The following is a 22,855-nucleotide window of genomic DNA, read 5'->3' as shown; positions in this document are numbered from 1 at the left end:
CACCGCGCGCCTTCCCGTCAGGCCGGGGCGTGGACTGCGGCGCCGGACGGCGCGGTCAGGCCAGCGCGTGGACCGCGGCGCCGAACAGCGCGGGCATCCGCCGGGCGGCCGGGACGATCAGCCGTCCCGCCGTCCGGTAACGGCGGGTGCCCACCAGCGCCCCGGTGAGCATCCGGTGCCGCCGGGACAGGCGCCGCCAGGCCGGCTCGTACGCCTCCGGGGTGCCCGCCCGCAGGCAGTCCACCAGCAGCCGCGCGGACGTCAGCGCGAGCGACACCCCCTCGCCGGTGAGCGCGTCGACGTATCCCGCCGCGTCGCCGACCAGCAGCACCCGCCCGGCGACCCGGGAACGCACCCGCTGGCGCAGCGGTCCCGCACCGCGCACCGGGGTCGCCGCCGGGCCGTCCAGCCGTTCCAGCAGCGCGGGGAAGTCCGCCAGATGCTCGGGGTAGCCGCGCCGCCGCGAGCTCAGCACCGCGACGCCCACCAGGTTCTCGCCCACCGGCGTCACGTACGCCTCACCGTCGGCCGCCCAGTGCACCTCGACGAAGTCCGTCCACGGGGCGATCGGGTAGTGCCTGCGCAACCCGTACCTGCGCGGCCCGTGAAAGGGCAGCTCCAAGCCCAGCCGGGCGCGCAGCGGGGAGTGCAGGCCGTCGGCGGCCACCAGCCAGCGGGCCCGCAGCCCCGCGGCCTCGACCCGGTCGCCGTCCTGCCGTACGTCCTCCACCTTGCCGGGCACGACCCGCACGCCCAGCTCCCGCGCCCGCAGGGCCAGCCCGGCGTGCAGCGTGGTCCGCCGCACGCCCAGGCCGAACCCGTCGCGGAACTCCGCCTCGACCGCGTGGCGCCGGTCGAGGTAGCGGATGCCGCGCAGCGGCCTGCCCTCGGCCCGCACGCCCAGCTCCCGCAGGGCCGCGGCGCCGCTGGGCATCAGTCCCTCGCCGCACGCCTTGTCCACCGGTACGGGCCTGGGCTCGACGACCACCGCCTCCATCCCGGCCATGGTCGCGTGGATGGCGGTGGCCAGCCCGGCCGGTCCGCCGCCCGCGATCAGGACGTCGATCACCCCGTTCCCCGCCCGCCGGCCGGTGCCGACGTGCCGGGTGACGCGCCGGCCGGCGGGCCCGCCGACGCGGCCAGGGCCTCCTCCTCGCAGCGGATCCGCACCACCATCAGCGCGGCGTTGAGCACGGTGAAGGCCAGCGCGGTGACCCACGCGCCGTGCACCAGGGGCAGCGCGGCGCCCTCCACGGCGACCGCGACGTAGTTGGGGTGGCGCAGCCAGCGCAGCCGGTAGGGGCCGCGCTCCACCAGCGGCATCCCGGGGACCACGACCACCTGGGTGTTCCACTGCGGCCCCAGCGCGGTGATGCACCACCAGCGCAGTCCCTGCGCGGCCACCACCAGGGCGAACATCGGCCAGCCGAGCGCCGGGACGAAGGGCCGGTCGGCCAGTCCCGCCTCCAGCAGGCACCCGGCCAGCAGGCCGGTGTGCAGGGCGACCATCCACGGATAGTGGCCCCGCCCGTAGGTCACCCCGCCGCGCTCCGCGCTCCAGCGCGAGTTGCGCCGGGCCACGAACAGCTCGGCGACGCGCTCCAGCCCGACGAGCAGCAGGAGCAGCAGGTACCAGGACGACAGATGCCAGGACATCGGGCTCCTACCAGCGCAGCAGTACGAGTTCGGAACAGAAGCCCGGCCCCATCGCCAGCAGGAGCCCCGGGGTGCCGGGCGGCGGCGGCCGCAGGGCCAGGGTATCCCGCAGGACGTGCAGGACCGAGGACGAGGACAGGTTCCCGATCGTGGCGAGCGAGCGCCAGGTGAGGTCCAGCGCCCCCTCCGGGAGCTCCAGCGTCTCCTGCACCGCCTCCAGCACCTTGGGGCCGCCGGGGTGGCAGACCCACGCGGTCACGTCCGCGCCGGTCAGCCCGTGGTCGGCCAGGAAGTCGCGCACGTCGTCGGCCAGGTAGGTGCGCACCACCTCCGGGACGCTGGCGTCCAGCACCACGCGGAAACCGCTGTCGCCGACGTCCCAGCCCATCACGTGCTCGGACCCGGGGTACAGGTGGCTGCGCGAGGCGACCACCCGGGGGCCGGGCGCCGGGGACGCGGCCGAGGCCGCGGAGAGACGGGACGTCCCGGACGCGGGGGAGGTCCCGGCGGGACCGGAGGGGCCGGGGGTCCCGGGGGTCCCGGGTGCCCCGCTCGCCGGGGAGGACCCGGCAGGACCGCAGGGCCGGGTCGTGGCCGCGGTCACCGCGCCGGTCACCGCGCCGGTGCCCGCGGCACCGGACGGCTCGTCCTGGCCGGGGGTGCCCGCGGCGTCCGTCCCGTTCCCCGGGGACGACACCGGCGCCGGGTCACACGACGTCCCGGCGGTGCGGGGGAGAGCCGAGGTCCCGGCGCGGCGCGGACGCCACTCGTCGCCGCAGGCCACCACGGCCGTCGCGCCGTCACCGAACAGGGCACTGGCCACCATGTTGGCGATGGAGGCGTCACCGCGCTGCAGGGTCAGCGAGCACAGCTCGACCGAGAGCAGCACGGCGAGCTGGTCCGGCCAGCCGCGCAGGTAGTCGTGCAGGCGGCCGATCCCGGCCGCGCCCGCGACGCAGCCGAGCCCGAAGATCGGGGTCCGCTTGACGTCCGGGCGCAGCCCGAGCCGGCCGGCGATGCGCGCGTCCACCGACGGTGCCGCCAGGCCGGTCACCGAGGTGAAGATGATCATGTCCACGTCCTCGGGCGCGGCCCCGGCGTCCTGGAGCGCGCCGCTCACCGCCTCGACGCCCAGTTCCATCGCCGTCTCGACGAAGGCGGCGTTGGCCGCACCGAAACCGTCCAGCTTGGCGTACCGTTCCAACGGCAGCGCCAGGTGGCGGGACTCCACCCGCGCGGAGGCGTGCAGCCGGTCGAGCAGCAGGCGGCTGGATCCCTCGGGCAGGCACGCCCGCGCGAACGCGTCGGTGATGTCCGCCTGGGAGTGTCGGTTCGGTGGAAGCGCGCCGCGGACAGCGACGATTCGCGTCATCTGAACAACCACCCCCGGCTTACGAAACGTAGACACCTCCCTTTTGCCCAGCCGCGTCCGTCGCATGCGTGGCAACGACCGCGATGCCCGCTTTCCGGGACGGCCCGGCTTACCATCGGTCCGTGACGACGAGCCGGTCCTCGAATCCGCGCCCGGGGCCGGTGCCCCGGGCCGCGCCGGCGTTGCTGCTGGCCTGCCACCCGCTGCCGACCGCGGCGGTGACCGTCCTGGTGACCGCGCTGGCCGTGGCGAGCGGTCGCGACGCGGCCGGGTGCGTCCTGGTGGCCGCGGCCGTGCTGACCGGGCAGCTCTCGGTCGGCTGGTGCAACGACGCGGTGGACGCTGCGCGCGACGCCGCCGCGGGCCGTACCGACAAACCCGTCGCCGGTGGCGCGGTGAGCGGGCGCGCGGTGTGGGCCGCCGCGTTCACCGCGCTGGCGCTCTGCGTGCCGCTCTCGCTGGCCTCGGGCCCGGTGGCCGGCGCCGTCCATCTCACCGGTGTCGCCGCGGCCTGGGCCTACGACCTCGGGCTCAAGGCGACGGTGCTCTCCTGGCTGCCGTACGCGGTGGGGTTCGGCTCGCTGCCGGCGTTCGTGACGCTGGGCCTGCCGGGACACCCCTGGCCCGCCTGGTGGGTGGTCCCGGCCGCCGCGCTGCTGGGCTGCGGGGCGCACCTGGCCAACGTGCTCCCCGACATCCCGGCGGACCTCGCGGGCGGGATCCGGGGCTGGCCGCAGCGGCTGGGCGCCGCCCGCGTCCGCACCCTGATCCCGGTGCCGCTGCTGGCGGCGACGGTCCTGCTCGTCCTGGGGCCCGGGGAGCCGCCGGGGCCGGGAGGCTGGGCGGCCCTGGCCGTGGCCGGGGCCCTCACCGCGGGCGGGCTGGCACTGGGCCGCGGCTCGCCGCGCGTGCCGTTCGTCGCGGCGATCGCGGTCGCCGCGGTCGACGTCGCGCTGCTCCTCGCCGACGGCACCGCCCTCACCGCCGCCTGACCCGCGCCCCGAACCTCCCGCTCCCGCTCCCCGGCCTGATCCGCGCCCCGGCTCCCCGGGCTCCCCGCTCCCTGGACTCCCGTCCCGCCTCCCGCCTCTCGTCCCCGCTCCCCGGGTTTCCCGGCCCGTTCCCCGGGCTCCCCGGGCTCCCCGGGCTCCGCGGTTTCCGTCTCCCGTTCCCGGCCGGGGGAGTGCTCAGCGCGCCGTCGTGGAGACCGGGGTGTCCCAGGAGACGCGGTAGTCGTACATCCAGGCCATCGCGTTCCCCTTCGCCACCTGTCGCATGATCACCGGCAGCACCAGGTCGCGGACGAAGGCGCCGGCGACCCCCGGGGCCTTGCCGCTCCCGTTCCGCCTGCCCTGCGCCACGACCTTCTCCACCCGGTCGCGGCGCAGCCGCTCGAAGGCGGCGAACGCGTCCCGGGTCCCGGGCACGTCGCGCAGGCACGTGGCCAGCACGACCGCGTCCTCGATCGCCATGGAGGCCCCCTGGCCCGCCGAGGGCGAGGTGGCGTGCGCGGCGTCGCCCACGATCACCATGCGGTCGTTGAACCAGCGCGGCACCGAGGGGAAGTCGTAGGTGTTCCAGGCGGGCGGGATGTCACCGGCCGCGCGGACGATGTCGAGCATCGGCCCGGTGTCGTCCCGGAAGAGCTCCTCCAGCCGGGCGCGCCACTGGTCCGCGGTGATCGCCGCGAGCTCCTCGCGGGTCGGCTCCCGGGGGCTCGGCGGGTTGGCGAACCACCACACCTGGCCGTCGGGGTGGACCAGGTAGCCGAAGAAGCACTTCCTGCCGAAGATGAAGTGGCTCGTCCCCGGCTCGCCCGGCACGGTGACGCCCGTCGCGAAGCCGCCGGTGTTCAGCAGCCCGACGTGCCGGGCGCGGGGAGCGTCGGGGTCGATGAGCGTACGGGTGCGCGAGCGCAGCCCGTCGGCGCCGACCAGCAGGTCGCCCTCGGCCGTGCTGCCGTCGGCGAAGACCGCCCGTACCCCGTCGCCGGTGATCGAGGCGTCGACCAGGCGCCTGCCGTAGGTGATGCGCACGCCGCGTCGTACGGCCTCGTCGCGCAGCGCCTGGTAGAGGTCGGCGCGCTTCACCGTCCGGCCGGGCTGCGGCAGGGAGGCGAGCCGCTTGCCGCGGCTGTTGAAGATCAGCATCCCGGGCGAGTTCATGCCCAGGGAGGTGACCTGCTCGTGCAGGTCGAGGACGCGCAGCGCCTCGAGCCCGTTGACCGCGATGGTGAGGAAGGCCCCCACGTTGTCGGAGCCGTGGTCGTAGGCCTCGAAGACCTCCACGTCGAGGCCGGCCCGCTGCAGGGCCATGGCCGTCACCGGACCGGCGATGCCGCCGCCGATGATCAAAGCTTTCTTAGTCATGAGATGACTATACATAGAATGACTATGGTTCGTCGCCCCGTGCGGGTCGCCCCCTACGATGGGTCCCATGTCCACGAGGCGCTCACCCCTGGCCATGGCCCTGCTCTCCCTGGTCTCCGAGGCGCCGATGCACGCCTACCGGATGCAGCAGCTGATCAAGGAGCGGCGCAAGGACGACGTGGTCAACGTCGCGCAGCGCAACAGCGTCTACCAGACCATCGACCGGCTGCTGCGCGACGGCCTCATCACGGTGCGCGAGACCCTGCGCGAGGAGAACCGTCCCGAGCGGACCGTCTACGAGCCCACCGAGGCGGGGCTGGAGACGCTGCGGGCGTGGATGCGCACGATGCTCTCCACTCCGGCCCGGGAGTTCCCGGAGTTCCCCGCCGCGCTCGCCTTCCTGCCCGTGCTGCCGCCCGACGAGGTCCGGGCCGCGCTCGACGAGCGCCTGGAGTCGCTCGCGGCGCAGCTGGCGAGGCTGGAGAACGACCTGGCGGAGGGGGCGGCCTTCCTGTCCCGGGTGTTCCTGGTGGAGTCGGAGTACCAGCGTGCCGTGCTGCGGGCCGAGCTCGACTACGTCCGCGAGCTCGCCGACGACCTGCGCGCCGGACGGATCACCTGGCACCGTCCCCAATAGGAAAGGGCGTTTTCGGATAGCCGCCGAGTCGTCATCCGGCTGGAAGAAAAGCGGATCGGCGGGGTCGTCGACGTCCGGAAAGCTTTTTCTCAAACCGTATTAAGGGAATGACCGAAACGCCGGGTCAAGGGCGGGAAGCGCCTGTTTCTCTCGCCGGGAATGCCTTTTCTCGCCATTCTCCTATTTCGTTAGTGGTTTTGTAGGTTTTCCTGGCGGACCCGGTGTCCAGGCGTTGACCAGCGGTCGGACGGCCGCGTGTCCGGGCCGCTCCGGGGCGTGACCGCCCTGCGCGCGGGGGACGAGGCGCAGATGGCCGCGGGTGTTCCGGAAGGCCGTTCGTCCGCCCCGGACCAATGATATTTTCCCCCATTGACACCTTCTGGACATTTAGGGAATATGCAGAAGGTTTTCATTCGGCCCCCACATGATCGAAAAACCCGCCGGGCCTTCCGGACGGGTTTCTGAAGCGATTCAGCCCTCTTCTCCGACCGATGCGGACCTTTTCCGGTCCGCCGACCTCCCGTGCCCGCGACGGGCGCCCTCCACGTTCACCGCCGCCACCTTCGACGCCACCGGCACCGCGTGACCACGACCGCGCCGGCGGTGTGATCACCCCTGCCCCGACGCCCCCGACGCCCCCGACGAGAAGACCAGCCAGCCCAGCACCGAGGAGCCCGACGGTGAACACAGACAAGGAGGGGGCGGCGCCCACCCTGCCGTCATCGCAGACCCCGCAGACCGGGAAGGCCCGCCTGGCCCTGCACGGCGGTGACCCCGTCCGGCGCACCCCCTGGCCGACCTACGACAAGGGAGCCGTCTTCGTCCACCCCGAGGACGAGGAGGCGGCGCTGCGCGCCATCCGCAGCCACCTGTACTTCCGCTACGACTACCGGGCCCAGCACGACACCGAGTGCGGCAGGTTCGAGGAGGACCTGTGCCGCTACCTCGGCAGCAGGCACGCGCTGGCCGTGTCCAGCGGCACCACCGCGATCGCGCTCGCGATCATGGCGGCCGGCATCCCGCCCGGCTCCCTGATCGCCTGCCCCGGCTTCACCTTCGTCGCCACCCCCAGCGCCATCGTGCTCGCCGGATGCACCCCGCTGCTGGTGGAGGTGGACGAGAACCTGCAGATGGACCTCGACGACCTGCGCCGCCGCTGGACGCCCGGGATCAAGGGCATCCTGGTCGTCCACATGCGGGGTTTCGCCGCCGACGTGGAGGCGCTGACGCGCTTCGCCGCCGAGATGGGCGTACCGCTGTTCGAGGACGCCGTCCCGGCCTTCGGTGCCGAACTGAGGGGCCGCAAGCTCGGCACCTTCGGCCTCGCGGGCGCCTTCAGCACCCAGTCCGACAAGTCGCTCAACTGCGGCGAGGGCGGGTTCCTGGCCACCGACGACAGCGTGCTCTTCGCCCGCGCCGTGGTGCTCTCCGGAGCGTACGAGGGGCGCTTCCGCAGGCACTTCCCGGACGGTGACCCGCCGATCGCCACCGACCTGGACCTGCCGCTGCTCAGCTTCCGGATGGACGAGATCCGCGCGGCCCTGCTGCGCGCGGAGATGAAACGGCTGCCGCTCCGGCTGGAACGCTTCCGGACCAACTACGCCTACGTGGCTCAGGCGCTCGCCGACCTCCCGCAGATCGCCATCCGCCGTCCCGTGGCGCCCGGGGCCTACCTGGGCGAGGCGTTCATCTTCCGGGTCCCCGGCGCGGACGCCGGGTGGTTCGCCCGCGCGCTGTGCTGCGAGGGCGTCGACGCGCGCAATCTCGGCTCCGACAGGGACACCAACGTGCGGGTCTTCTGGAACTGGCGGTTCCTGTTCGGCGACCAGGACGTCGAGGAGATCAAGGCGCTGCTGCCCGCGACCACCCGGCACCTGCGGGAGGCGGTCGACGTCCCGCTCTCCTCCAGCCTCTCGACCGAGGACTGCGACCACCTGATCAGGGCGGTCCGCAAGGTCGCGGGCGCGCTCGGCACCGATTACCACGCGCCCGATCCGCTACGGCCCGGGACGGTACGTGCCGATCCGGTGCGGCCCGATCCGGTACGGTCCGGGCCCGTCGGCACCGCTCCCGCCGGGCAGTAGCGGTGGACGCCTCCGCCGAGGGGAGCCGGATCCCGCGCCTGGCCCTCTTCGGGGTCTTCGGCGGCCTGTTCTGCGGCTACCTGGGGCTCACCGCGGCGATCCCGGTGCTGCCGGGTTTCGTCCGGGAGCGCTTCGGCGCCGGGGACCTCGCGGTCGGGCTGGTGGTCACGGCGACGGCGCTGACCGCGCTGCTGGTGCGTCCCGTCTCCGGCCACCTGGCCGACAGGTACGGTCACCGGCGCGTCATGAGCACGGGCGCGCTGCTCGTCGCCGCCGGAGGCCTGCTCTACTTCCTGCCGCTCGGCCTGGGCGGTCTCGTCGCCGTCCGCCTGCTGGTCGGCGTGGGCGAGGCGTCGCTCTTCACCGCGGGCGCTGTCTGGGTCGTGTCGCTCGCGCCGCACGAGCGCCGCGGGCAGCTGATCGGCCTCTACGGCGTCAGCATGTGGGGCGGGATCTCGGCGGGGACCTTCCTCGGCGCGACACTGCTGAACCTCGGCTACGGCGCGGTCTGGGGTTTCACCACCGCCGCCGCCCTCCTCGGCCTGCTGCTGATCCTCTCCGTCCCGGCGGCCCCCCGCACCGGCCGGCCCACCGCGCAGACCCCGGCCGCGCAGACCCCGGGCGACGGTGGAGAACGTCCGGGCCGATGGCAGACCCTGCTGCCGCGCCCGGCCCTGCTGCCCGGCCTGGCGCTCGCGCTCGCCTCCGCCGGATACGCCGGTGTCGCCGCCTTCGTCGTCCTGCACCTGCAGGCCAGGGGCACGGGCTCGGGCGTCGTGGCGCTCAGCGTCTTCAGCGCCGTCTACGCCGGTACGCGGCTGGTCATCGGCCACCTGCCGGACCGGCTCGGGGCGCGCCGGGTCGCGACCTGGTCCGGCGTCGGCGAGGCCGCCGGGCTCGCGATCATCGCCCTGGCGCCGAACCTGCCCGTCGCCGTGATCGGAAGCGTGGTGATGGGGGTCGGGTTCTCGCTGCTGCACCCCTCGCTGGCCCTGATGGTGATGGACCGCGCCGACCCCTCCGCGCAGGGGGCCGCGCTCGGCGCCTACACCTCCTTCTGGGACCTGGGCCTGAGCGTCTGGGGACCGCTGATCGGGGTGGTCGCGGCCGTCTTCGGGTACCCCGCCGTCTTCGTCGCCGGCGCCTGCTGCGCGCTGGGGGCCGTGGCGGTGGCGCTGAGCGTACGCCCGCCGGACACGGAGCCGGCGGCGGTGAGTCGAGTCAGGAGCACATCTTGAACACATCGGACCGGTCACCGCTCACGATCCTGTGCATCACCGGCTGGTGCCGCAACGGCAGCACCATCATCGGCAACATCCTCAACGAGGTCCCGGGGGTCTTCCACGTCGGGGAGCTGCACTTCCTGTGGAGGAACTCCGTGGGCAGGGGCGCGAACGGCTCCTGCGGCTGCGGCAGGCCGCTGACCGAGTGCGCGCTCTGGTCGGAGGTCCTGCGGACCGTCCGGCCCGACGGGCTCTCGGCGAAGGCCCACGCCGACGCCGTCATCCGCCGCCAGCGCTCCTGCGTGCGGACCCGCCACACCTGGCGCGTCCTGCGCCGCGGCCTGTACCGCGACGACGTCCGCGAGCACGCCGCCCTGATGACGCGGACCTACCGCACCATCGCCGGGCTGACGGACGCGCGCGTGATCGTCGACACCACCAAGATCCCCGGCGAGGCGGCCCTGCTGCCGTACCTGGACGGGGTGCGGCCCTACTACGTCCACCTGGTACGCGACCCGCGCGCGGTCGCCCAGTCCTGGAGCAGGGAGAAGGACTACTGCTACGTCATGTCGTCCCCGAAGAGCACGGCCTACTGGCACGGCTTCAACGTGGCCTCGCAGGCCATCCTCCGGCACCACCGGGAGCGGTCGGTGTTCCTGCGCTACGAGGACTTCATCGCCGACCCCGAGACGACGATCGGCAGGCTGCTCCGGTTCTGCGGCGCCGACCCGGCGGACAACCCGGTGCGCGGCCGGACGGTCGAGCTGCACACCAACCACACGGTCACCGGCAACCCGGACCGCTTCAACACCGGCACCACCCTCATCAGGGACCGGGACGACTCCTGGACGACCCGGCTGCCCCGGCGGGCCCGGCTGGCCGCGACGACCCTGTCGTGGCCGCTGTTCGGCAGCTACGGCTACACCCGCGGCGGCCCGCTCCACGCGGTCCCGCGCACCGGGACCGCCGGGACCGCCGGGACCGCCGGGACACGGATGAACGAGGAACGCCAGAAGGAGGACGGTTGGACCTGGGACTGAACGGCAGGGTGGCGCTCGTCGCCGGTGGATCGAGCGGGCTCGGTCTCGCCGCGGCCATGGAGCTGGCCCGGGAGGGTGCGCACGTCGCGATCGGCGCGCGCGATCCCGGCCGGCTCGCCGAGGCCGGGCGGAGACTGAAGGAGGTGGCGCGCGGACACGTCCACACCACCGTCGTCGACATCACCGACGAGGCGGCGGCCCGCCGCTGGGTCGGCGACGTCGCCGCGGACCTCGGCGCGCTCCACGTCGTCCTGGTCAACGGCGGCGGCCCGCCGATCGGCACGGCCTCCCGGTTCGAGCCGTCCGAGTACCGGCAGGCCGTCGACAGGGTGCTGCTCCCGGCGGTGACCCTCGCCCTGGCGGCGCTGCCGCACCTGCGGGCCGCGCGCTGGGGACGGCTGCTGTTCGTGACCTCGGAGACGGCGAGCGTCCCCGTCGCCCAGCTCGCGCTGTCGGGGGTGACCCGCGCCGCCGTCGTGCGCTTCGCCCAGTCCCTCGCCACCGAGGTCGGCCGCGACGGGATCACCGTCAACGTGCTCGCACCGGCAGCCACCCGTACCCCGATGGTGGAGCGGGCCGCGGCCAAGCTGGCCGGGGACGGCGGCGACCCCGAGGCGGAACTGCGCGCCATGGGCCGGCACAACGCGCTGGGCCGCATCGCGACCCCGGAGGAGTTCGCCGCCGTCGCCGCCTTCCTCGCGGGGGAGCGGGCCTCGTTCGTCACCGGCGTGATCCACCTGATCGACGGCGGCGCCAGCGTGACGGGGGCCGAACCGGACCACCTCACCTCCGCGACCAAGGACACCTACACCTGACGCCCCGGCACGCCCGGCGGGACCCCGCGAGGGCCCGCCGGGCGCCGGACCGCGCTGCACCGAGAACGAGAAAGGAACCCGTGATGTCAGCCACCGGCCACGTGTACACCGAGAGGGACGTCGAGGACTTCTTCGACGAGACCCTGCACACCTACCTGAGCTTCTGGGACGGCGACGGAGTCCTGCACACCGGGTACTTCGCCGGCGACACCGACGACGACTACCGCGCCGCCGCCGAGCGGACGTCGGAGATCCTGGCCGCGGACGCCGGGATCGACGGCTCGTCCCACGTCCTGGACGTCGGCTGCGGCTGCGGCAACTTCCTGTTCCACCTGGCCGGGCGGTTCGGCTGCCGCGGCGAGGGACTCGACCTCAGCGCCGAGCGCGTCGCGTTCGCGCGGCAGGCGCTCGACGCGCGCGACGGCCTCGACCTCGCGTTCCGCCAGGGATCGGTGACGCGGATGCCCTACGAGGCCGGCACCTTCAGCCACGTCGTCAGCCAGGACGCGCTCTGCCTGGTACCGGACAAGCCGGCCAGCCACACCGAGATCCACCGCGTCCTGCGACCCGGGGGGATCTTCGCCTTCTCCGACTTCCTCCAGCCCAGGGAGGAGATCGGCGAGCGCGCCCGCAGGCACGTCTACGACCGGGTGAGGTGGAACGGGGGCTACTCGTTCGTCGGGTACCAGGCGGCCCTGGAGCGCGCCGGTTTCGAGATCCTCCTGGCCCGCAACCTGGAGAGCCACATCCGCCAGACCTACCGCGTGCTGGGAAGGACGGCCGCCGAACGCGCCGAGGCGACCACGGACACCGCGGCCCGCGACTGGATGCTGGCCTTCTCCGAGTCCTGCGCGGAGATCCAGGTCGCCATCGACGACGGCGAGTTCGGCTGGGGCATGTTCGTCGCCCGCAAGCCGCACACCGCCACGCCCTAGTGCCCGAGACGGCGCCGACAACAGCGCCCGAGACGGTGCCGGAGACGGTGCCGGAGACGGTGCCGGAGACGGTGCCGGAAAAGCGCCCGTCAGTACCTGTCAGTACCCGTCAGTCCCCTCAGTGCCGTACCGGTGCCGGCAGGTGCCGAACCACCAGTGAGCGAGGAAGCCATGCAGCGCGCCGAAGGCGTGAAACGGACGATGGCCGAGGTCGTCGCCCAGCGGAAGAACGAGATGTCACCGGGCCGGATGTTCGTGGAGGCCTGCGCCGCCAAGGGACTCGAGGCCTCCGTCGAGTACGACGTGACGATCACCGACTCACTGACCAGCTCGCGCAGGAAGCCCCGCTACCCGGCGCGCAACATGCTCAAGGTCGTCGACCTGTCCAGGGACCCCCGGCGCTTCTACTGGCACGAGAGCCCGCCCCGGCCGGGCGACCCCGAGGTCGACGACGCCGACCTGAGGCGGGAGGCGGCCAACCGCTTCCACCGGTCGCCGATCCCGGAGCTGTGCACCACCACCGCGTGGGTGCAGGTCCCGCCCGACCTGTGGGAGGACCCAGAGACCTTCGAGTCCTTCATCAACTACCGGCTGATCGTCCGGCTCGGCACGGCCGAGAACCACACCATCATCCGCGGTGAGGGCGGGCTGCTGAACATCCCGGGGATCCCGCGCATGACGTCGAGGGGACCGTTCGGCTCGACGATCCTCGCGGCCTGCAACGAGGCGGAACAGATGGGCGGCACGGCCGACGGGCTCATCATCAACCCCGTCGACTACTACCGGTTCATGGGACAGGGCGGCCTGATGGACGACCTGGAACGCAACGGCGTCTTCATCGTCCGGACCCGCCTGGTCGACCCGGGGACCGCCATCGTCGGCGACTTCGGGCACGGCGCCCAGCTCTTCGACGCCGGCCGCTCGGTGATCCGCTTCGACGAGCCGCCGCCGGGCACGTTCGCCGAGCCCGGCATCGCGCTCAAGGCCGAGATCTACGAGCGGGTCGTGGTCAACCTGCTGACCAACTTCTTCATCGTGACCCTGTAGAGGACACCACCATGCCGGCGATGCCCGCCCCGAACGTCCCCGCCCCCTTCCGACACGACCCGGACGTCCTCGTCATCGGTGGCGGCATCGTCGGCCTGTTCTGCGCCTACCACCTGCGCCTCGCGGGCCTGAGCGTGACCGTCGTGGAACGCGGGCCGGTCGGCGGCCCGCAGTCCTGCTCGTACGGCAACACCGGTTTCGTCGGCACCCAGGGCGCGCTCCCGCTGGCCGAACCCGGCGTGATGGCCCAGGGACTGCGCTGGCTGCTCGACCCGGAGAGCCCTTTCCACATCAGACCCCGCCCGGACCCCGCCCTGCTGTGGTGGCTGTGGCACTTCCGCCGCGCCTGCAACGAGCGGGACGCCCGGGCGGGGTTCCGCGTGCTCGTCGACATGAAGAAGCGGAGCCTGGACATCCTCCGCGAGCTCTGCTCCTCCGGTGACCTCGCCCCGGCCTTCACCGCCCAGGGCATGCTGCTCACGTACCGGACCCGGCAGGGGTTCGAGAAGGCGTGCCGGTCGGTGCCCGCGACGGTGGCCGGTGGCGTGCCGCTGCGCGTGCTGGAACCGGGGGAGCTGCGCGAGCTCGAACCGGACGCCGAGTTCGACGTGCACGGCGCCCTGTACAACGAGGAGGGCGCCTACCTGCGCGTCCCCGAGTTCCTCACCGGCCTGGCCCGCACGCTGCGCGGGATGGGCGTCGAGATCCACGAGCGGACGGAGGTCGTCGGCTTCGGGACCGGGGGAGGCGAGGTCAGGCGGGTCAGGACCACGCGCGGCGACCTCACCCCCGCCGAGACGGTCGTCGCCGCGGGAACGTGGTCGGCGGAGTGCGCCCGCGGGCTCGGCGTCGGCCTGAACCTCCAGCCCGCCAAGGGCTACTCGATCACGGTCAAGGCGCCGGCCGGCGGCCCCCGGCTGCCGGTGCTGCTCGGCGAGGGAAAGGTGGCGCTCGTACCGCTCGGCGACCGCCTGCGCTTCGGCGGCACCCTGGAGCTGTCCGGCATGGACGCCACCGTCTCCCGCCGGAGGGTGGACGGCATCCTGCGCACCGTCCGCACCTACCTTCCGGGGATGGAACGGACCGAGATCCTGGAGACCTGGAGCGGGTTCCGCCCGTGCAGCCCGGACGGTCTCCCCTTCCTGGGACGGGCGGGCTCCTACCGCAACCTCTCCGTCGCGTGCGGCCACGGCCACATCGGCATGGGTCTCGCGCCGGTCAGCGGCAGGCTGATCGCCCAGATCGTCACCGGGGAGCCACCCGAGATCGACCTCGCGCCGCTGCGCCCCGGACGCTACGGCGGCCTTGCGCGCCGTCTCCGGCTCCGGCGCTGACCGCGGGCCGTCCAAGCCCACCCGGCGGGCCGTCCAAGCCGACCCGGCCCGGGGAGGGAACCCGCACGCCCCCGACACGACACGGAACCGCACGGGAGAGGACCGCCGTGAAAGCCGAGACCGAGACCGGAGCCGCGAGCAGGACCGGAGCCGAGACCGAGACGGGACGCGAGGTCGCCGTCGGTGTCATCTGCATGGACACCTCGTTCACCAAGATCCCCGGGCACATCCGCAACCGGGCCACCTTCGACTTCCCCGTCCTGTACCGGGTCGTGGAGGGCGCGACGGCCGAACGCGTGGTGACCCAGGCCGACCCCCGGCTGCTCGGCCCGTTCATCGACGCGGCCCGGGACCTCCAGGCGCGGGGAGCGGCGGCCATCACCAGCGGCTGCGGCTTCCTCGCCATCTTCCAGCGGGAACTGGCCGACGCGGTCACGGTGCCGCTCTACTCCTCCAGCCTGATCCAGGTGCCCATGGTCGCCCGCATGATCCGGTCGGACCGGAAGGTCGGCCTGCTGGTCGCCAAGGAACGCTCCCTCACCCGGCGCCACCTGGAGGGGGTGGGAGCCGAGAACGTCCCGGTCTGCGTGGCGGGCATGGAGGAACAGCCGGAGTTCCGCGAGGTCATGCTGGAGGCCCGGCGCCCGGATCTCGACGCCGCCCGCCTGGGCCGCGAGGTGCTCGGCCAGGCCGAACGGCTGGCCCGGGACAACCCCGACATGGGGGCGCTCGTCATCGAGTGCACCGACCTGGTGCCCTACGCGCACGCCGTCCAGGAACGGATCGGCCTGCCGGTCTTCGACATCGTGACGCTCACCGAGATGGTCCACAGCGGCCTCACCCGCCGCCCCTTCGGCACCCCCTGAGCACCCACCGAGCACCGGCCGGACACTCACCGAGCGCCGGCCGGGCAGGTGCCGCCCGGCGACCCTGCGGCGGGCCGGGAAGCACCCCGGTCGTCCCCGGCTCCTCCTCGTGGCCGGAACGACGTCCCGGCCACGAGGAGGGCGGGCTCACCCCTTGTAGTTGAACACCTGGCGCAGGGTGTGCTGGACCGCGACCAGGTCCTTCTGGTCGTTCATCACCTGGTCGATCGGCTTGTACGCCTCCGGGTGCTCGTCCACCAGGGAGGCGGCCCGGTCCGCGTTCCAGGTGCGGCCGCGCATCGCCTCGGTCAGCGACGCCGCCGACAGCTCCTTCTTGGCCCTGGTACGCGACATCCTGCGGCCCGCCCCGTGGGAGCAGGAGTTGTACGACATCGGGTTGCCCAGACCGCGCACGATGTACGAGCGCGTCCCCATCGAGCCCGGGATCACGCCCTCGTCGCCGGTGTCGGCCTTGATGGCCCCCTTGCGGGTGATCCACAGGTCCTTGCCGTCGTGGCTCTCCCGCTGGGTGAAGTTGTGGTGGCAGTTGATGGTCCTGACCCGCTGCCCCTTGCCGACGACGCGGAACAGCGCGTTGCTCAGCACCTTGTCCATCCGGGCACGCGAGGCCATGGCGTACGCCTGCGACCAGAGCATGTCCTCGATGTAGGCGGTGAACTCCGGGCTGCCCTGCACCAGGTAGGCCAGGTCCGGGTCCTCCAGGCCGATCGCCTGCCTCTTCATCAGCTTCTTGGCGTCGACGATGTGCTTGGTGGCGAGCAGGTTGCCGATGCCGCGCGACCCCGAGTGCAGCACCGTCCAGACCCGGTCGCGCTCGTCCAGGCAGACCTCGACGAAGTGGTTGCCGGATCCGAGGGTGCCGAACTGCAGCGAGACCTTCTTCTCCTGCTGGGGGGTCAGGCCGGTGTGCGGGCGGCCGAGGTCGCTCAGCGCGCGGTCGAGCGACGGGTCGGCGTGACCCTTGCCGACACCGGCCGGGATGCGCCTCTCCACCAGCGGCATCAGCGCGGCGAGGGTGTCGGGCAGGTCGGAGGCGGTGAGCGTGGTCTCGGTCGCGACCATGCCGCAGCCGATGTCGACGCCCACGGCGGCCGGGATGATCGCCCCTTCGGTGGGGATCACCGATCCGACCGTCGCGCCGATACCGATGTGCGCGTCGGGCATGAGGGCGACGTGGCCGGAGACGAACGGCAGGCGGGCGGCACGCGCGGCCTGCATGATCGTACCCTCGTCGATCTCGCTGGCCCACGACACCAGGTTCGGTGCGGGATGGTTCGGCATGATGATCTCCTTCGTTGCGAGATCCAGTCTGCCCATCGATGAGCTGATATCCCACCCATTTTACGAGGCCTGCCCGGATGCGACGCGTCGCCGTACGCGAACGCCCGCGCGAGGAATCAACCGTCCCGCGGTGATGTTGGACCGGTGGAGGCCCGTCCGGGGCCGGGCGGGTGACAGGCCGTAGGCTGGTCCCTGTTCGCACACACAGGCGACCGACCGGAAGGTGGCACTCCGTGTTGCAGGACTCGTTCGGGCGTGTGGCGACCGATCTGCGGGTGTCCCTCACGGACCGCTGCAACCTGCGCTGCTCGTACTGCATGCCTCCAGAGGGGCTCGAATGGCTGCCCAAGCCCGAGCTGCTGACCGCCGACGAGATCGTCCGCCTGGTCACCATCGGGGTGGAGCGGCTGGGCGTCACCGAGGTCCGCTACACCGGCGGTGAGCCCCTGCTCCGCAGGGAACTGGCCGACATCGTCTCCCGTACGACCGTGCTGACCCCCGCCCCGCAGGTCTCGCTGACGACCAACGGGATCGGCCTGAGCCGGATGGCCGCCTCCCTGGCCGACGCCGGCCTGAGCCGGGTCAACGTCTCCCTCGACACCCTCGACCGCGAGACCTTCAAACGGCTCGCCCACCGCGACCGGCTGGACGACGTCCTGCGCGGCCTGGAGGCCGCCGACGCCGCCGGGCTCCGGCCGGTGAAGATCAACACCGTGCTGATGCGCGGGATCAACGACCACGAGGCCGTGCCGCTGCTGCGCTACTGCCTGGAGCGGGGCTACGAGCTCCGGTTCATCGAGCAGATGCCCCTGGACGCCCAGCACGGCTGGACCCGGGAGAACATGATCACGGCCGACGAGATCCTCGCCCGGCTGGGGGACGCCTTCCGGCTGACCGACGACGACCCGGTGGAGCGGGGCAGCGCCCCGGCCGAGAGTTTCCTCGTCGACGGCGGACCGGCCCGGGTCGGTGTCATCGGCTCGGTCACCCGCCCGTTCTGCGGCGCGTGCGACCGGGTACGGCTCACCGCCGACGGGCAGATCCGCAACTGCCTGTTCGCCACCGACGAGTCGGACCTGAGGGCCGCGATGCGCTCCGGCGCCGGCGACGACGAGATCGCCGAGCGCTGGCGCTCCGCGGTCCGGATCAAGAAGGCCGGTCACGGCATCGACGACCCGTCCTTCCTGCAGCCGTCCCGCCCGATGTCCGCCATCGGCGGATGACGATCCGGTACGACGCCTGCGTCCTGGCGGGCGGGCTCGCGCGACGGCTCGACGGCCGCGACAAGCCCGGCCTGCGCGTCTCGGGCCGCCCGCTGGTCGAGTCGGTGGCCGCCGCCGTGTCCTCGGCGGAGCGACTGGTGATCGTCGGGCCCTCCCGTCCCGGGCTGCCGCGCGCGGTGTTCCGCCGGGAGGATCCGCCGGGCGGCGGCCCGGTCCCGGCGCTCCGGGCGGGGCTGGCCGAGATGACCGCCCCGTGGACGGCGCTGCTCGCCGCCGACCTGCCGTTCCTGACGGCCGGGCACGTCACGGCGCTGCTGGAGGCGGCCGCGGGACGGCCGGGCACGGAGGAACCGGAGGGGCGAGGCGCGCGGGAACGGAGCGCGGGGGAGCCGGGTGCGGGGGAGGCCGTACGGGAACCGGCTCCGGGAAGATCGTCCGCGGCCGGGGCGGTGCTCCTCGACGACGAGGGCCGCGAGCAGTGGCTCGCCGGGGTGTGGCGGACGGAGAGCCTGGCACGGGCGCTCGCCCGCTACGAGGGCCGGTCGCTGCGCGGCCTGCTGGCCCCGCTCTCCCCGATCACCCTTCATCTCCCCGGCAGGCCGTGGTTCGATTGCGACACCATGGACGATCTACAACGGGCCCGCGCGACGGAGCCGGGCTCCGACGGCGAAGACGCGAATCCGTCCCGGGCACCGCGCGAGCGGCACCCGCACGGGACGGCCACACCCGCGGACGAGGAGTGACAGATGAACGTGCTGGCGGAGTGGACCGCGCTGGTCTGCCGGGAGCTGGGCATCGACCCCGCGACGATCGACCGTGACGAGCTGCTGGACCTGACCAAGGAGGTCGCGCACGGCGTGACCCGGCCGGCCGCGCCGCTGACGGCGTACCTGCTCGGCCTGGCTCAGGGGGCGGGAACGGCACCGCCGGAGGTGGTGGAGAGGCTGACCACGCTGGCGCGCAACTGGGAGCAGGCGACGACCGAGACGCTGGGCGATAAATAGCCAAGAAAGAGGATAAAAACAAAGGTTCGATAAAAGGGCAACGCCGGGTGGTTACGGGGGCAAACCACCCGGCGTTGCTTCATCGGCGTTCCGACGGGGGCCCGGAACGCCGGCAACAGTGCCCCGACGGGGGACCAGGGCACTTGGTTAAAGCGTACACCTACTACCCTTGGGATGCGTCAAGACTTAGTCACGACCCGATCTCGCGTCGATGGAGCGGGATCTCGCTCTGTGTGGAATCTCCCACGTCAGGGGCAACGGACGGTCCTCGCGGCGGCGCGTTGGCCCCGATGACGGCAATGTATGGTAAAAAGATCGCTCCGGCGAAGAGCAACAGCCTGACGGGCATCGGGGCGGGCACGGTGAAGGCGAGGATCAGGCACAACAGCCGGATCCCCATCTTGATGAAGTAGCTCTTCTCGCGCTTGCCGATGTCATCACTCAGCGAGGGCTGGGCGTCGGTCACCTGATGGACCACCGGACGTCTGCGCCATCCGTTCACGATTCCCAATCTAGGCCTCATATCAGCCTGCTGCGAACGGTCATGCGGTCACCGCTTTCTGGGAACAAGCATGAGATGACAGATCGAACGTACCGGGTGACCGAAGTGGTCGGAACGTCGGGGGACAGCGTCGAGGCGGCCGTGCGCAACGGCGTCCGCCGCGCCGCCCAGACCCTGCGCCACCTCGACTGGTTCGAGGTGACCGAGATCAGGGGGCACATCGAGGGCGGGGAGGTCGGCCACTTCCAGGTCTCGATGAAGGTCGGGTTCCGCCTGGAGGACGACGAGGACGGCTGAGCCTGTACGCCGGGCCCTCCGGTGGCGCAGACTGCCGGGGTGGAAGAGAGACGAACCGCGCGGACCGGACGTGGCACGGGACCACCCGGGACGCCCGCGACGCCCGGGAACCATGGAACGCGCGGGTCGCACGGAACGCACGGGCCGCACCGGACACCGGGAACGCCGGCGGCGCCGGTTGCGCCGGTGGCGTCGGTGGCACGGCTCGCGCTGGCCGCGGCGCTGATGCTGGCGACCGGCTGCGCGGCCCCGGCGGGCGGAGTGCCCGCCGCCGCCACGCCCGCCACCGCGCCTGCCACCGTGCCCGCCGACGTGCCCATCGCGTCGCGACCACCGGCGACCGGGCTCACCACCACACCGGACGCCGGGCCGGACGCGAGCCGTCCCGGCACGAGCCGTCCGGGTACGACGCCGCGGCCCGGGACGGCCTCGCGGTCCGGGACAGGAGGGGAAGCACTGCTGCGCCAGAGCACCACCGAGGTCGAGCGGACGATCCGCAGCATCCGGAAGATCGACGACCTCCCGCTGTACGAGATGACCTTCCACGGCTCCTACGACCGTCAGGCGCCCCTGGGCGAGGAGGAACTGGCCGCCCCCGCCGACGGCTGGGCCTGCTCGCTGTTCGCCCTCGCCGGTGACCGGCCGCTGTTCGGCCGCAACTTCGATTGGGACCCCAACCCGGCGCTGATCGTGCACGCCGACCCGCCCGACGGCTACGCCTCGGTCTCCGTCGTGGACCTGTTCCACCTGATCGGCGGTTCCGACCCGCCCGACCTGACCGCCGCCCCCGACCGGCGCAGGATGGCCCACGCGGTGCTCGCCCCGTTCGACGGCGTCAACGAGAAGGGCCTGGCGATCGGGATGGCCACGGCGCCCGAGGGCGGGCTGCCCGAGCCTTCACCCGACCGTCCCGACATCGGCAGCGTGCGCGTCATCCGGATGATGCTCGACGAGGCGGCCACCGTGGACGAGGCGGTGGCGATCATGCGCCGCCACGACGTGGACTTCACCATCGGGCCGCAGGTCCACTACCTGATCGCCGACGCGACGGGCAGGTCGGTCGTGGTGGAGTACGCCCGGGGCAGGCTCAACGTCATCGACGACCGGATGCTCACCAACTTCACCATGACCGGCACCTCCGCCGCCCAGCGCCGGGCCGACGGCCGCTACGGCACGCTCGCCCGCGGACTGCCCGCCGCCAGGGACTGGCGCGACGCCATGGGCCTGCTGCGCCAGGTGGCCCAGACCCACACCCGCTGGTCGGTCGTGTACGACCTCACCGACGCCACCGCCCGGGTGGTGACGGGCCAGCGCTGGCAACGCGTGCACACCGTCCCTCTGGTCCAGCGCTGAGCGGTGCCCGGTGCGGCGGGGCCCGGTGCGGTGGGGTCCGGGACCGGGCGAGACCGCCCGGTTCCGCGGGATCACCCGGTGAGGATGCCGCGTCCGAGGTTGTCGACGAGAGCGTCCGCGAACGCCGGGGTGAGCGGTTCGTCGGGCAGGAGGAGACGGTGGTAGCAGGCGCCCCAGAGCTGGTCGACCACGACCTGCGGATCGACGTCCTGACGGATCTGCCCGGCGTTCTGCGCGTCGGCGAGGCGATCGACGGCGAGCTGCCTGCGGTCCCGTGAGTAGTTCTCCGACCACGCCCTGGCGAGCTCGGGGTCGTCCTGGGCCGCGCCGATGAGGTGCGCGATCGCCTTCCCCACATCGGGCTGCATGAGCAGCGTCACGAAGGCGCGCAGCTGGGCACGGAGGTCGTGCTCGACGTCGCCGGTGGAGTCGAAGTGGAGTCGTTCCTCGACGTGGGCGAAGTACGCCTCGGCCGCCAGCGCTCCCGGTGAGCGCCACCACTTGTAGATCGTGGCCTTGCTGGCGGGAGCCGCCTGCGCGACCTTGTCGAACGTGACGGCCGACATCCCCCCCTCGAGAAGGAGCCGGGCCGTGGTCTGCAGGACGGTCGCGCGCACCTCGTCCGCCGACCGTCTTCTGCGGCCCTCGGAAGGCCGCGCCGGAGCCTGTGCAGTCATGGGGTTCTTCTCGCTCGATGGTCCGCCGATGGGGCTCACCCGCATGGGGTCCCATGATAGGCACCCCCGCGCGGTGCTCCCACGGGTACGTCAGCCGCTGATCGGCCCGGGGCGTTCCGTGTCGTGGTCTCGCGCATGCCGGCGTAGACGGTGTTGCCGTCGTCGGCGAGGCGGCGGGCCGCTCCCGCGCCGAAGCCGCTGCCGGCTCCGCTGATGATGATGACCTTCCCTGCCATGTCCGATCCTCTCGTGTGCGAGCGCGTGGTCAGGCGATGCCGCCGTTGACGTACACGACCTGGCCGTTGATCCAGCGGGCGTCGACGAGGCCGAGCACCGAGCGTGCGATGTCGTCCGGGGTGCCCAGTCGCTCCAGGGGGGCCAGGGAGGACAGGTGGTCGATGACCTCCTGCGGCTTCCCGTCGAGGAACAGCGGCGTCGCGGTCGGGCCGGGTGCGACCGCGTTCACGGTGACGTCGCGCCCGCGCAGCTCCCGCGCCAGGATCAGGGTGAGTGCCTCGACGGCGCCCTTCGACGCGGCGTAGGCGCCGTAGGTGGGCTGCTGCAGGCGGGTCACGGACGTCGAGAAGTTGACGATGCTCCCACCGGCGCGGACCACCCGGGCCGCGGCCTGGTTCACGACGAACGTCCCGCGGACGTTGGTCCGCTGCACCCGGTCGAAGTCGTCGAGCCTCATGTCCGCGATCGGCGCCAGGGGCATGACGCCCGCGGTGTGGACGACGACGTCGACGCCGCCGAAGGCGGTGCGCGCCCGCTCGAACAGGGCGGCGACCTCGGTCTCGTCCGCCACGTCGGCCCTGGCGGTGACCGCCCGGCCGCCGGCCTCGCCGATGGCGGTGGCCGTCTCCTCGGCCCGGTCCCGGTTGCCGCTGTAGTGGACGACGACGTCGAAGCGACGGCCGCCGAGGTGCTCGGCCACGGCCCGGCCGATTCCGCCGGATCCGCCCGTGACGATGGCGACGCGTGAGGTGTCCGAGCCGGTCATGAGGCCCCCCTCCATTAGTGAACAATCTGTACACAGTGGAGCGTACGTCACTATGAACAATTTGTACAGAAGGGGTGGACGCCGGTGACCTCCCCGGTCACGGCACCGGGGCCGGT

23 protein-coding genes are annotated in these 22,855 nt (G+C 72.8%); 15 read left to right on the top strand and 8 right to left on the bottom strand.

Translation table 11 applies throughout. The features are described from left to right. Positions 1-55 precede the first annotated feature (55 nt). Genes ABD832_RS32700 through ABD832_RS32690 form a run of 3 tightly spaced genes read right to left on the bottom strand, consistent with a single transcriptional unit; the run spans position 56 to position 3,028 of the window. Complete coding sequence (locus ABD832_RS32700) at positions 56-1,069, bottom strand: NAD(P)/FAD-dependent oxidoreductase (RefSeq protein ID WP_344903224.1); 1,014 nt, start codon at positions 1,067-1,069, stop codon at positions 56-58. Beyond that, entirely contained in the window at positions 1,066-1,656 is a 591-nt protein-coding gene (locus ABD832_RS32695) for an isoprenylcysteine carboxyl methyltransferase family protein (protein ID WP_344903222.1), read from the bottom strand. Before ABD832_RS32695 ends, ABD832_RS32700 begins: the two co-directional genes overlap by 4 nt. Positions 1,657-1,663: 7 nt before the next feature. Further along, positions 1,664-3,028, bottom strand: coding sequence for a type III polyketide synthase (locus tag ABD832_RS32690; RefSeq protein WP_344903219.1), 1,365 nt, complete (start codon positions 3,026-3,028; stop codon positions 1,664-1,666). A gap of 122 nt (positions 3,029-3,150) precedes the next feature. Here ABD832_RS32690 and ABD832_RS32685 point away from each other — a divergent pair, with 122 nt between their 5' ends. Next, positions 3,151-4,020: a UbiA family prenyltransferase gene (locus tag ABD832_RS32685; RefSeq protein WP_344903215.1), complete on the top strand. Its 870-nt coding sequence runs from the start codon at positions 3,151-3,153 to the stop codon at positions 4,018-4,020. A gap of 195 nt (positions 4,021-4,215) precedes the next feature. Here ABD832_RS32685 and ABD832_RS32680 read toward each other — a convergent pair whose 3' ends face one another. Beyond that, on the bottom strand, positions 4,216-5,397 hold the full coding sequence (locus tag ABD832_RS32680; protein WP_344903212.1) for an FAD-dependent oxidoreductase: 1,182 nt from the start codon (positions 5,395-5,397) through the stop codon (positions 4,216-4,218). A gap of 67 nt (positions 5,398-5,464) precedes the next feature. Here ABD832_RS32680 and ABD832_RS32675 point away from each other — a divergent pair, with 67 nt between their 5' ends. From ABD832_RS32675 to ABD832_RS32635, 9 genes are all read left to right on the top strand, one after another. Next, on the top strand, positions 5,465-6,034 hold the full coding sequence (locus ABD832_RS32675) for a PadR family transcriptional regulator (RefSeq protein ID WP_344903209.1): 570 nt from the start codon (positions 5,465-5,467) through the stop codon (positions 6,032-6,034). A gap of 680 nt (positions 6,035-6,714) precedes the next feature. After that, complete coding sequence (locus ABD832_RS32670) at positions 6,715-8,118, top strand: DegT/DnrJ/EryC1/StrS family aminotransferase (protein WP_344903206.1); 1,404 nt, start codon at positions 6,715-6,717, stop codon at positions 8,116-8,118. Between the two features lie 2 nt (positions 8,119-8,120). After that, complete coding sequence (locus ABD832_RS32665; protein ID WP_344903203.1) at positions 8,121-9,356, top strand: MFS transporter; 1,236 nt, start codon at positions 8,121-8,123, stop codon at positions 9,354-9,356. Further along, a complete protein-coding gene (locus ABD832_RS32660; RefSeq protein ID WP_344903201.1) occupies positions 9,353-10,381 on the top strand; it encodes a sulfotransferase in 1,029 nt (342 codons plus the stop codon). The genes ABD832_RS32665 and ABD832_RS32660 overlap by 4 nt, the downstream gene beginning before the upstream one ends. Beyond that, positions 10,366-11,196, top strand: a complete 831-nt coding sequence (locus ABD832_RS32655) for an SDR family NAD(P)-dependent oxidoreductase (RefSeq protein WP_344903199.1) — start codon at positions 10,366-10,368, stop codon at positions 11,194-11,196. The genes ABD832_RS32660 and ABD832_RS32655 overlap by 16 nt, the downstream gene beginning before the upstream one ends. Before the next feature lie 83 nt (positions 11,197-11,279). Then, positions 11,280-12,131, top strand: a complete 852-nt coding sequence (locus ABD832_RS32650) for a class I SAM-dependent methyltransferase (RefSeq protein WP_344903196.1) — start codon at positions 11,280-11,282, stop codon at positions 12,129-12,131. Between the two features lie 156 nt (positions 12,132-12,287). Further along, complete coding sequence (locus ABD832_RS32645; RefSeq protein ID WP_344903193.1) at positions 12,288-13,178, top strand: family 3 encapsulin nanocompartment shell protein; 891 nt, start codon at positions 12,288-12,290, stop codon at positions 13,176-13,178. 20 nt (positions 13,179-13,198) lie between these two features. After that, positions 13,199-14,512 carry an NAD(P)/FAD-dependent oxidoreductase gene (locus tag ABD832_RS32640; protein WP_344903190.1) on the top strand — a complete coding sequence of 438 codons (1,314 nt, stop codon included), beginning with the start codon at positions 13,199-13,201 and terminating at the stop codon, positions 14,510-14,512. A 107-nt stretch (positions 14,513-14,619) separates the two neighbouring features. After that, on the top strand, positions 14,620-15,378 hold the full coding sequence (locus ABD832_RS32635; RefSeq protein WP_344903187.1) for an aspartate/glutamate racemase family protein: 759 nt from the start codon (positions 14,620-14,622) through the stop codon (positions 15,376-15,378). Positions 15,379-15,525: 147 nt separating this feature from the next. Here ABD832_RS32635 and ABD832_RS32630 read toward each other — a convergent pair whose 3' ends face one another. Continuing rightward, positions 15,526-16,680 (bottom strand): RtcB family protein, encoded by a 1,155-nt coding sequence (locus ABD832_RS32630; RefSeq protein ID WP_344903184.1) that lies wholly within the window; start codon positions 16,678-16,680, stop codon positions 15,526-15,528. A gap of 233 nt (positions 16,681-16,913) precedes the next feature. On the opposite strand from ABD832_RS32630, the gene moaA reads away from it, so the two are divergent. The 3 genes from moaA to ABD832_RS32615 are packed head-to-tail and all read left to right on the top strand — an operon-like array spanning position 16,914 to position 18,907. Then, positions 16,914-17,903 carry a GTP 3',8-cyclase MoaA gene (moaA, locus tag ABD832_RS32625; RefSeq protein ID WP_344903181.1) on the top strand — a complete coding sequence of 330 codons (990 nt, stop codon included), beginning with the start codon at positions 16,914-16,916 and terminating at the stop codon, positions 17,901-17,903. Beyond that, positions 17,900-18,646, top strand: a complete 747-nt coding sequence (mobA, locus tag ABD832_RS32620) for a molybdenum cofactor guanylyltransferase (RefSeq protein WP_344903178.1) — start codon at positions 17,900-17,902, stop codon at positions 18,644-18,646. Before moaA ends, mobA begins: the two co-directional genes overlap by 4 nt. Before the next feature lie 3 nt (positions 18,647-18,649). Beyond that, on the top strand, positions 18,650-18,907 hold the full coding sequence (locus ABD832_RS32615) for a DUF6457 domain-containing protein (RefSeq protein WP_344903175.1): 258 nt from the start codon (positions 18,650-18,652) through the stop codon (positions 18,905-18,907). Between the two features lie 190 nt (positions 18,908-19,097). Here the strand turns inward: ABD832_RS32615 and ABD832_RS32610 are convergent, their stop codons facing one another. Continuing rightward, positions 19,098-19,409: a DUF3099 domain-containing protein gene (locus tag ABD832_RS32610; protein ID WP_344903173.1), complete on the bottom strand. Its 312-nt coding sequence runs from the start codon at positions 19,407-19,409 to the stop codon at positions 19,098-19,100. A 75-nt stretch (positions 19,410-19,484) separates the two neighbouring features. Here ABD832_RS32610 and ABD832_RS32605 point away from each other — a divergent pair, with 75 nt between their 5' ends. After that, a complete protein-coding gene (locus ABD832_RS32605; protein WP_344903170.1) occupies positions 19,485-19,706 on the top strand; it encodes a dodecin in 222 nt (73 codons plus the stop codon). Between the two features lie 195 nt (positions 19,707-19,901). Beyond that, complete coding sequence (locus ABD832_RS32600) at positions 19,902-21,059, top strand: linear amide C-N hydrolase (protein ID WP_344903167.1); 1,158 nt, start codon at positions 19,902-19,904, stop codon at positions 21,057-21,059. A gap of 71 nt (positions 21,060-21,130) precedes the next feature. Here the strand turns inward: ABD832_RS32600 and ABD832_RS32595 are convergent, their stop codons facing one another. Both ABD832_RS32595 and ABD832_RS32590 read right to left on the bottom strand, forming a co-directional pair. Further along, on the bottom strand, positions 21,131-21,736 hold the full coding sequence (locus ABD832_RS32595; RefSeq protein WP_344903164.1) for a TetR/AcrR family transcriptional regulator: 606 nt from the start codon (positions 21,734-21,736) through the stop codon (positions 21,131-21,133). Positions 21,737-22,001: 265 nt separating this feature from the next. Beyond that, the gene (locus ABD832_RS32590) at positions 22,002-22,739 is read right to left on the bottom strand and encodes an SDR family oxidoreductase (protein WP_344903161.1); all 738 of its coding nucleotides are present in this window, start codon (positions 22,737-22,739) and stop codon (positions 22,002-22,004) included. Positions 22,740-22,855: the final 116 nt, after the last annotated feature.

Source organism: Streptosporangium longisporum (genome assembly GCF_039534895.1).
In the GTDB taxonomy this organism is placed as follows: Bacteria; Actinomycetota; Actinomycetes; order Streptosporangiales; family Streptosporangiaceae; genus Streptosporangium; species Streptosporangium longisporum.
Note: the sequence above shows the minus strand (reverse complement) of the source record. Positions and strands in the feature narration are given on the sequence as shown.

What these genes read in the sequence shown, in the direction of transcription:
- mobA (WP_344903178.1), top strand. Translation starts at nt 17,900, where the DNA reads ATGACGATCCGGTACGACGCCTGCGTCCTGGCGGGCGGGCTCGCGCGA.
- ABD832_RS32595 (WP_344903164.1), bottom strand. Translation starts at nt 21,736, where the DNA reads ATGACTGCACAGGCTCCGGCGCGGCCTTCCGAGGGCCGCAGAAGACGG.
- ABD832_RS32650 (WP_344903196.1), top strand. Translation starts at nt 11,280, where the DNA reads ATGTCAGCCACCGGCCACGTGTACACCGAGAGGGACGTCGAGGACTTC.
- ABD832_RS32590 (WP_344903161.1), bottom strand. Translation starts at nt 22,739, where the DNA reads ATGACCGGCTCGGACACCTCACGCGTCGCCATCGTCACGGGCGGATCC.
- ABD832_RS32640 (WP_344903190.1), top strand. Translation starts at nt 13,199, where the DNA reads ATGCCCGCCCCGAACGTCCCCGCCCCCTTCCGACACGACCCGGACGTC.
- ABD832_RS32675 (WP_344903209.1), top strand. Translation starts at nt 5,465, where the DNA reads ATGTCCACGAGGCGCTCACCCCTGGCCATGGCCCTGCTCTCCCTGGTC.
- ABD832_RS32630 (WP_344903184.1), bottom strand. Translation starts at nt 16,680, where the DNA reads ATGCCGAACCATCCCGCACCGAACCTGGTGTCGTGGGCCAGCGAGATC.
- ABD832_RS32680 (WP_344903212.1), bottom strand. Translation starts at nt 5,397, where the DNA reads ATGACTAAGAAAGCTTTGATCATCGGCGGCGGCATCGCCGGTCCGGTG.
- ABD832_RS32695 (WP_344903222.1), bottom strand. Translation starts at nt 1,656, where the DNA reads ATGTCCTGGCATCTGTCGTCCTGGTACCTGCTGCTCCTGCTGCTCGTC.
- ABD832_RS32605 (WP_344903170.1), top strand. Translation starts at nt 19,485, where the DNA reads ATGACAGATCGAACGTACCGGGTGACCGAAGTGGTCGGAACGTCGGGG.
- ABD832_RS32615 (WP_344903175.1), top strand. Translation starts at nt 18,650, where the DNA reads ATGAACGTGCTGGCGGAGTGGACCGCGCTGGTCTGCCGGGAGCTGGGC.
- ABD832_RS32690 (WP_344903219.1), bottom strand. Translation starts at nt 3,028, where the DNA reads ATGACGCGAATCGTCGCTGTCCGCGGCGCGCTTCCACCGAACCGACAC.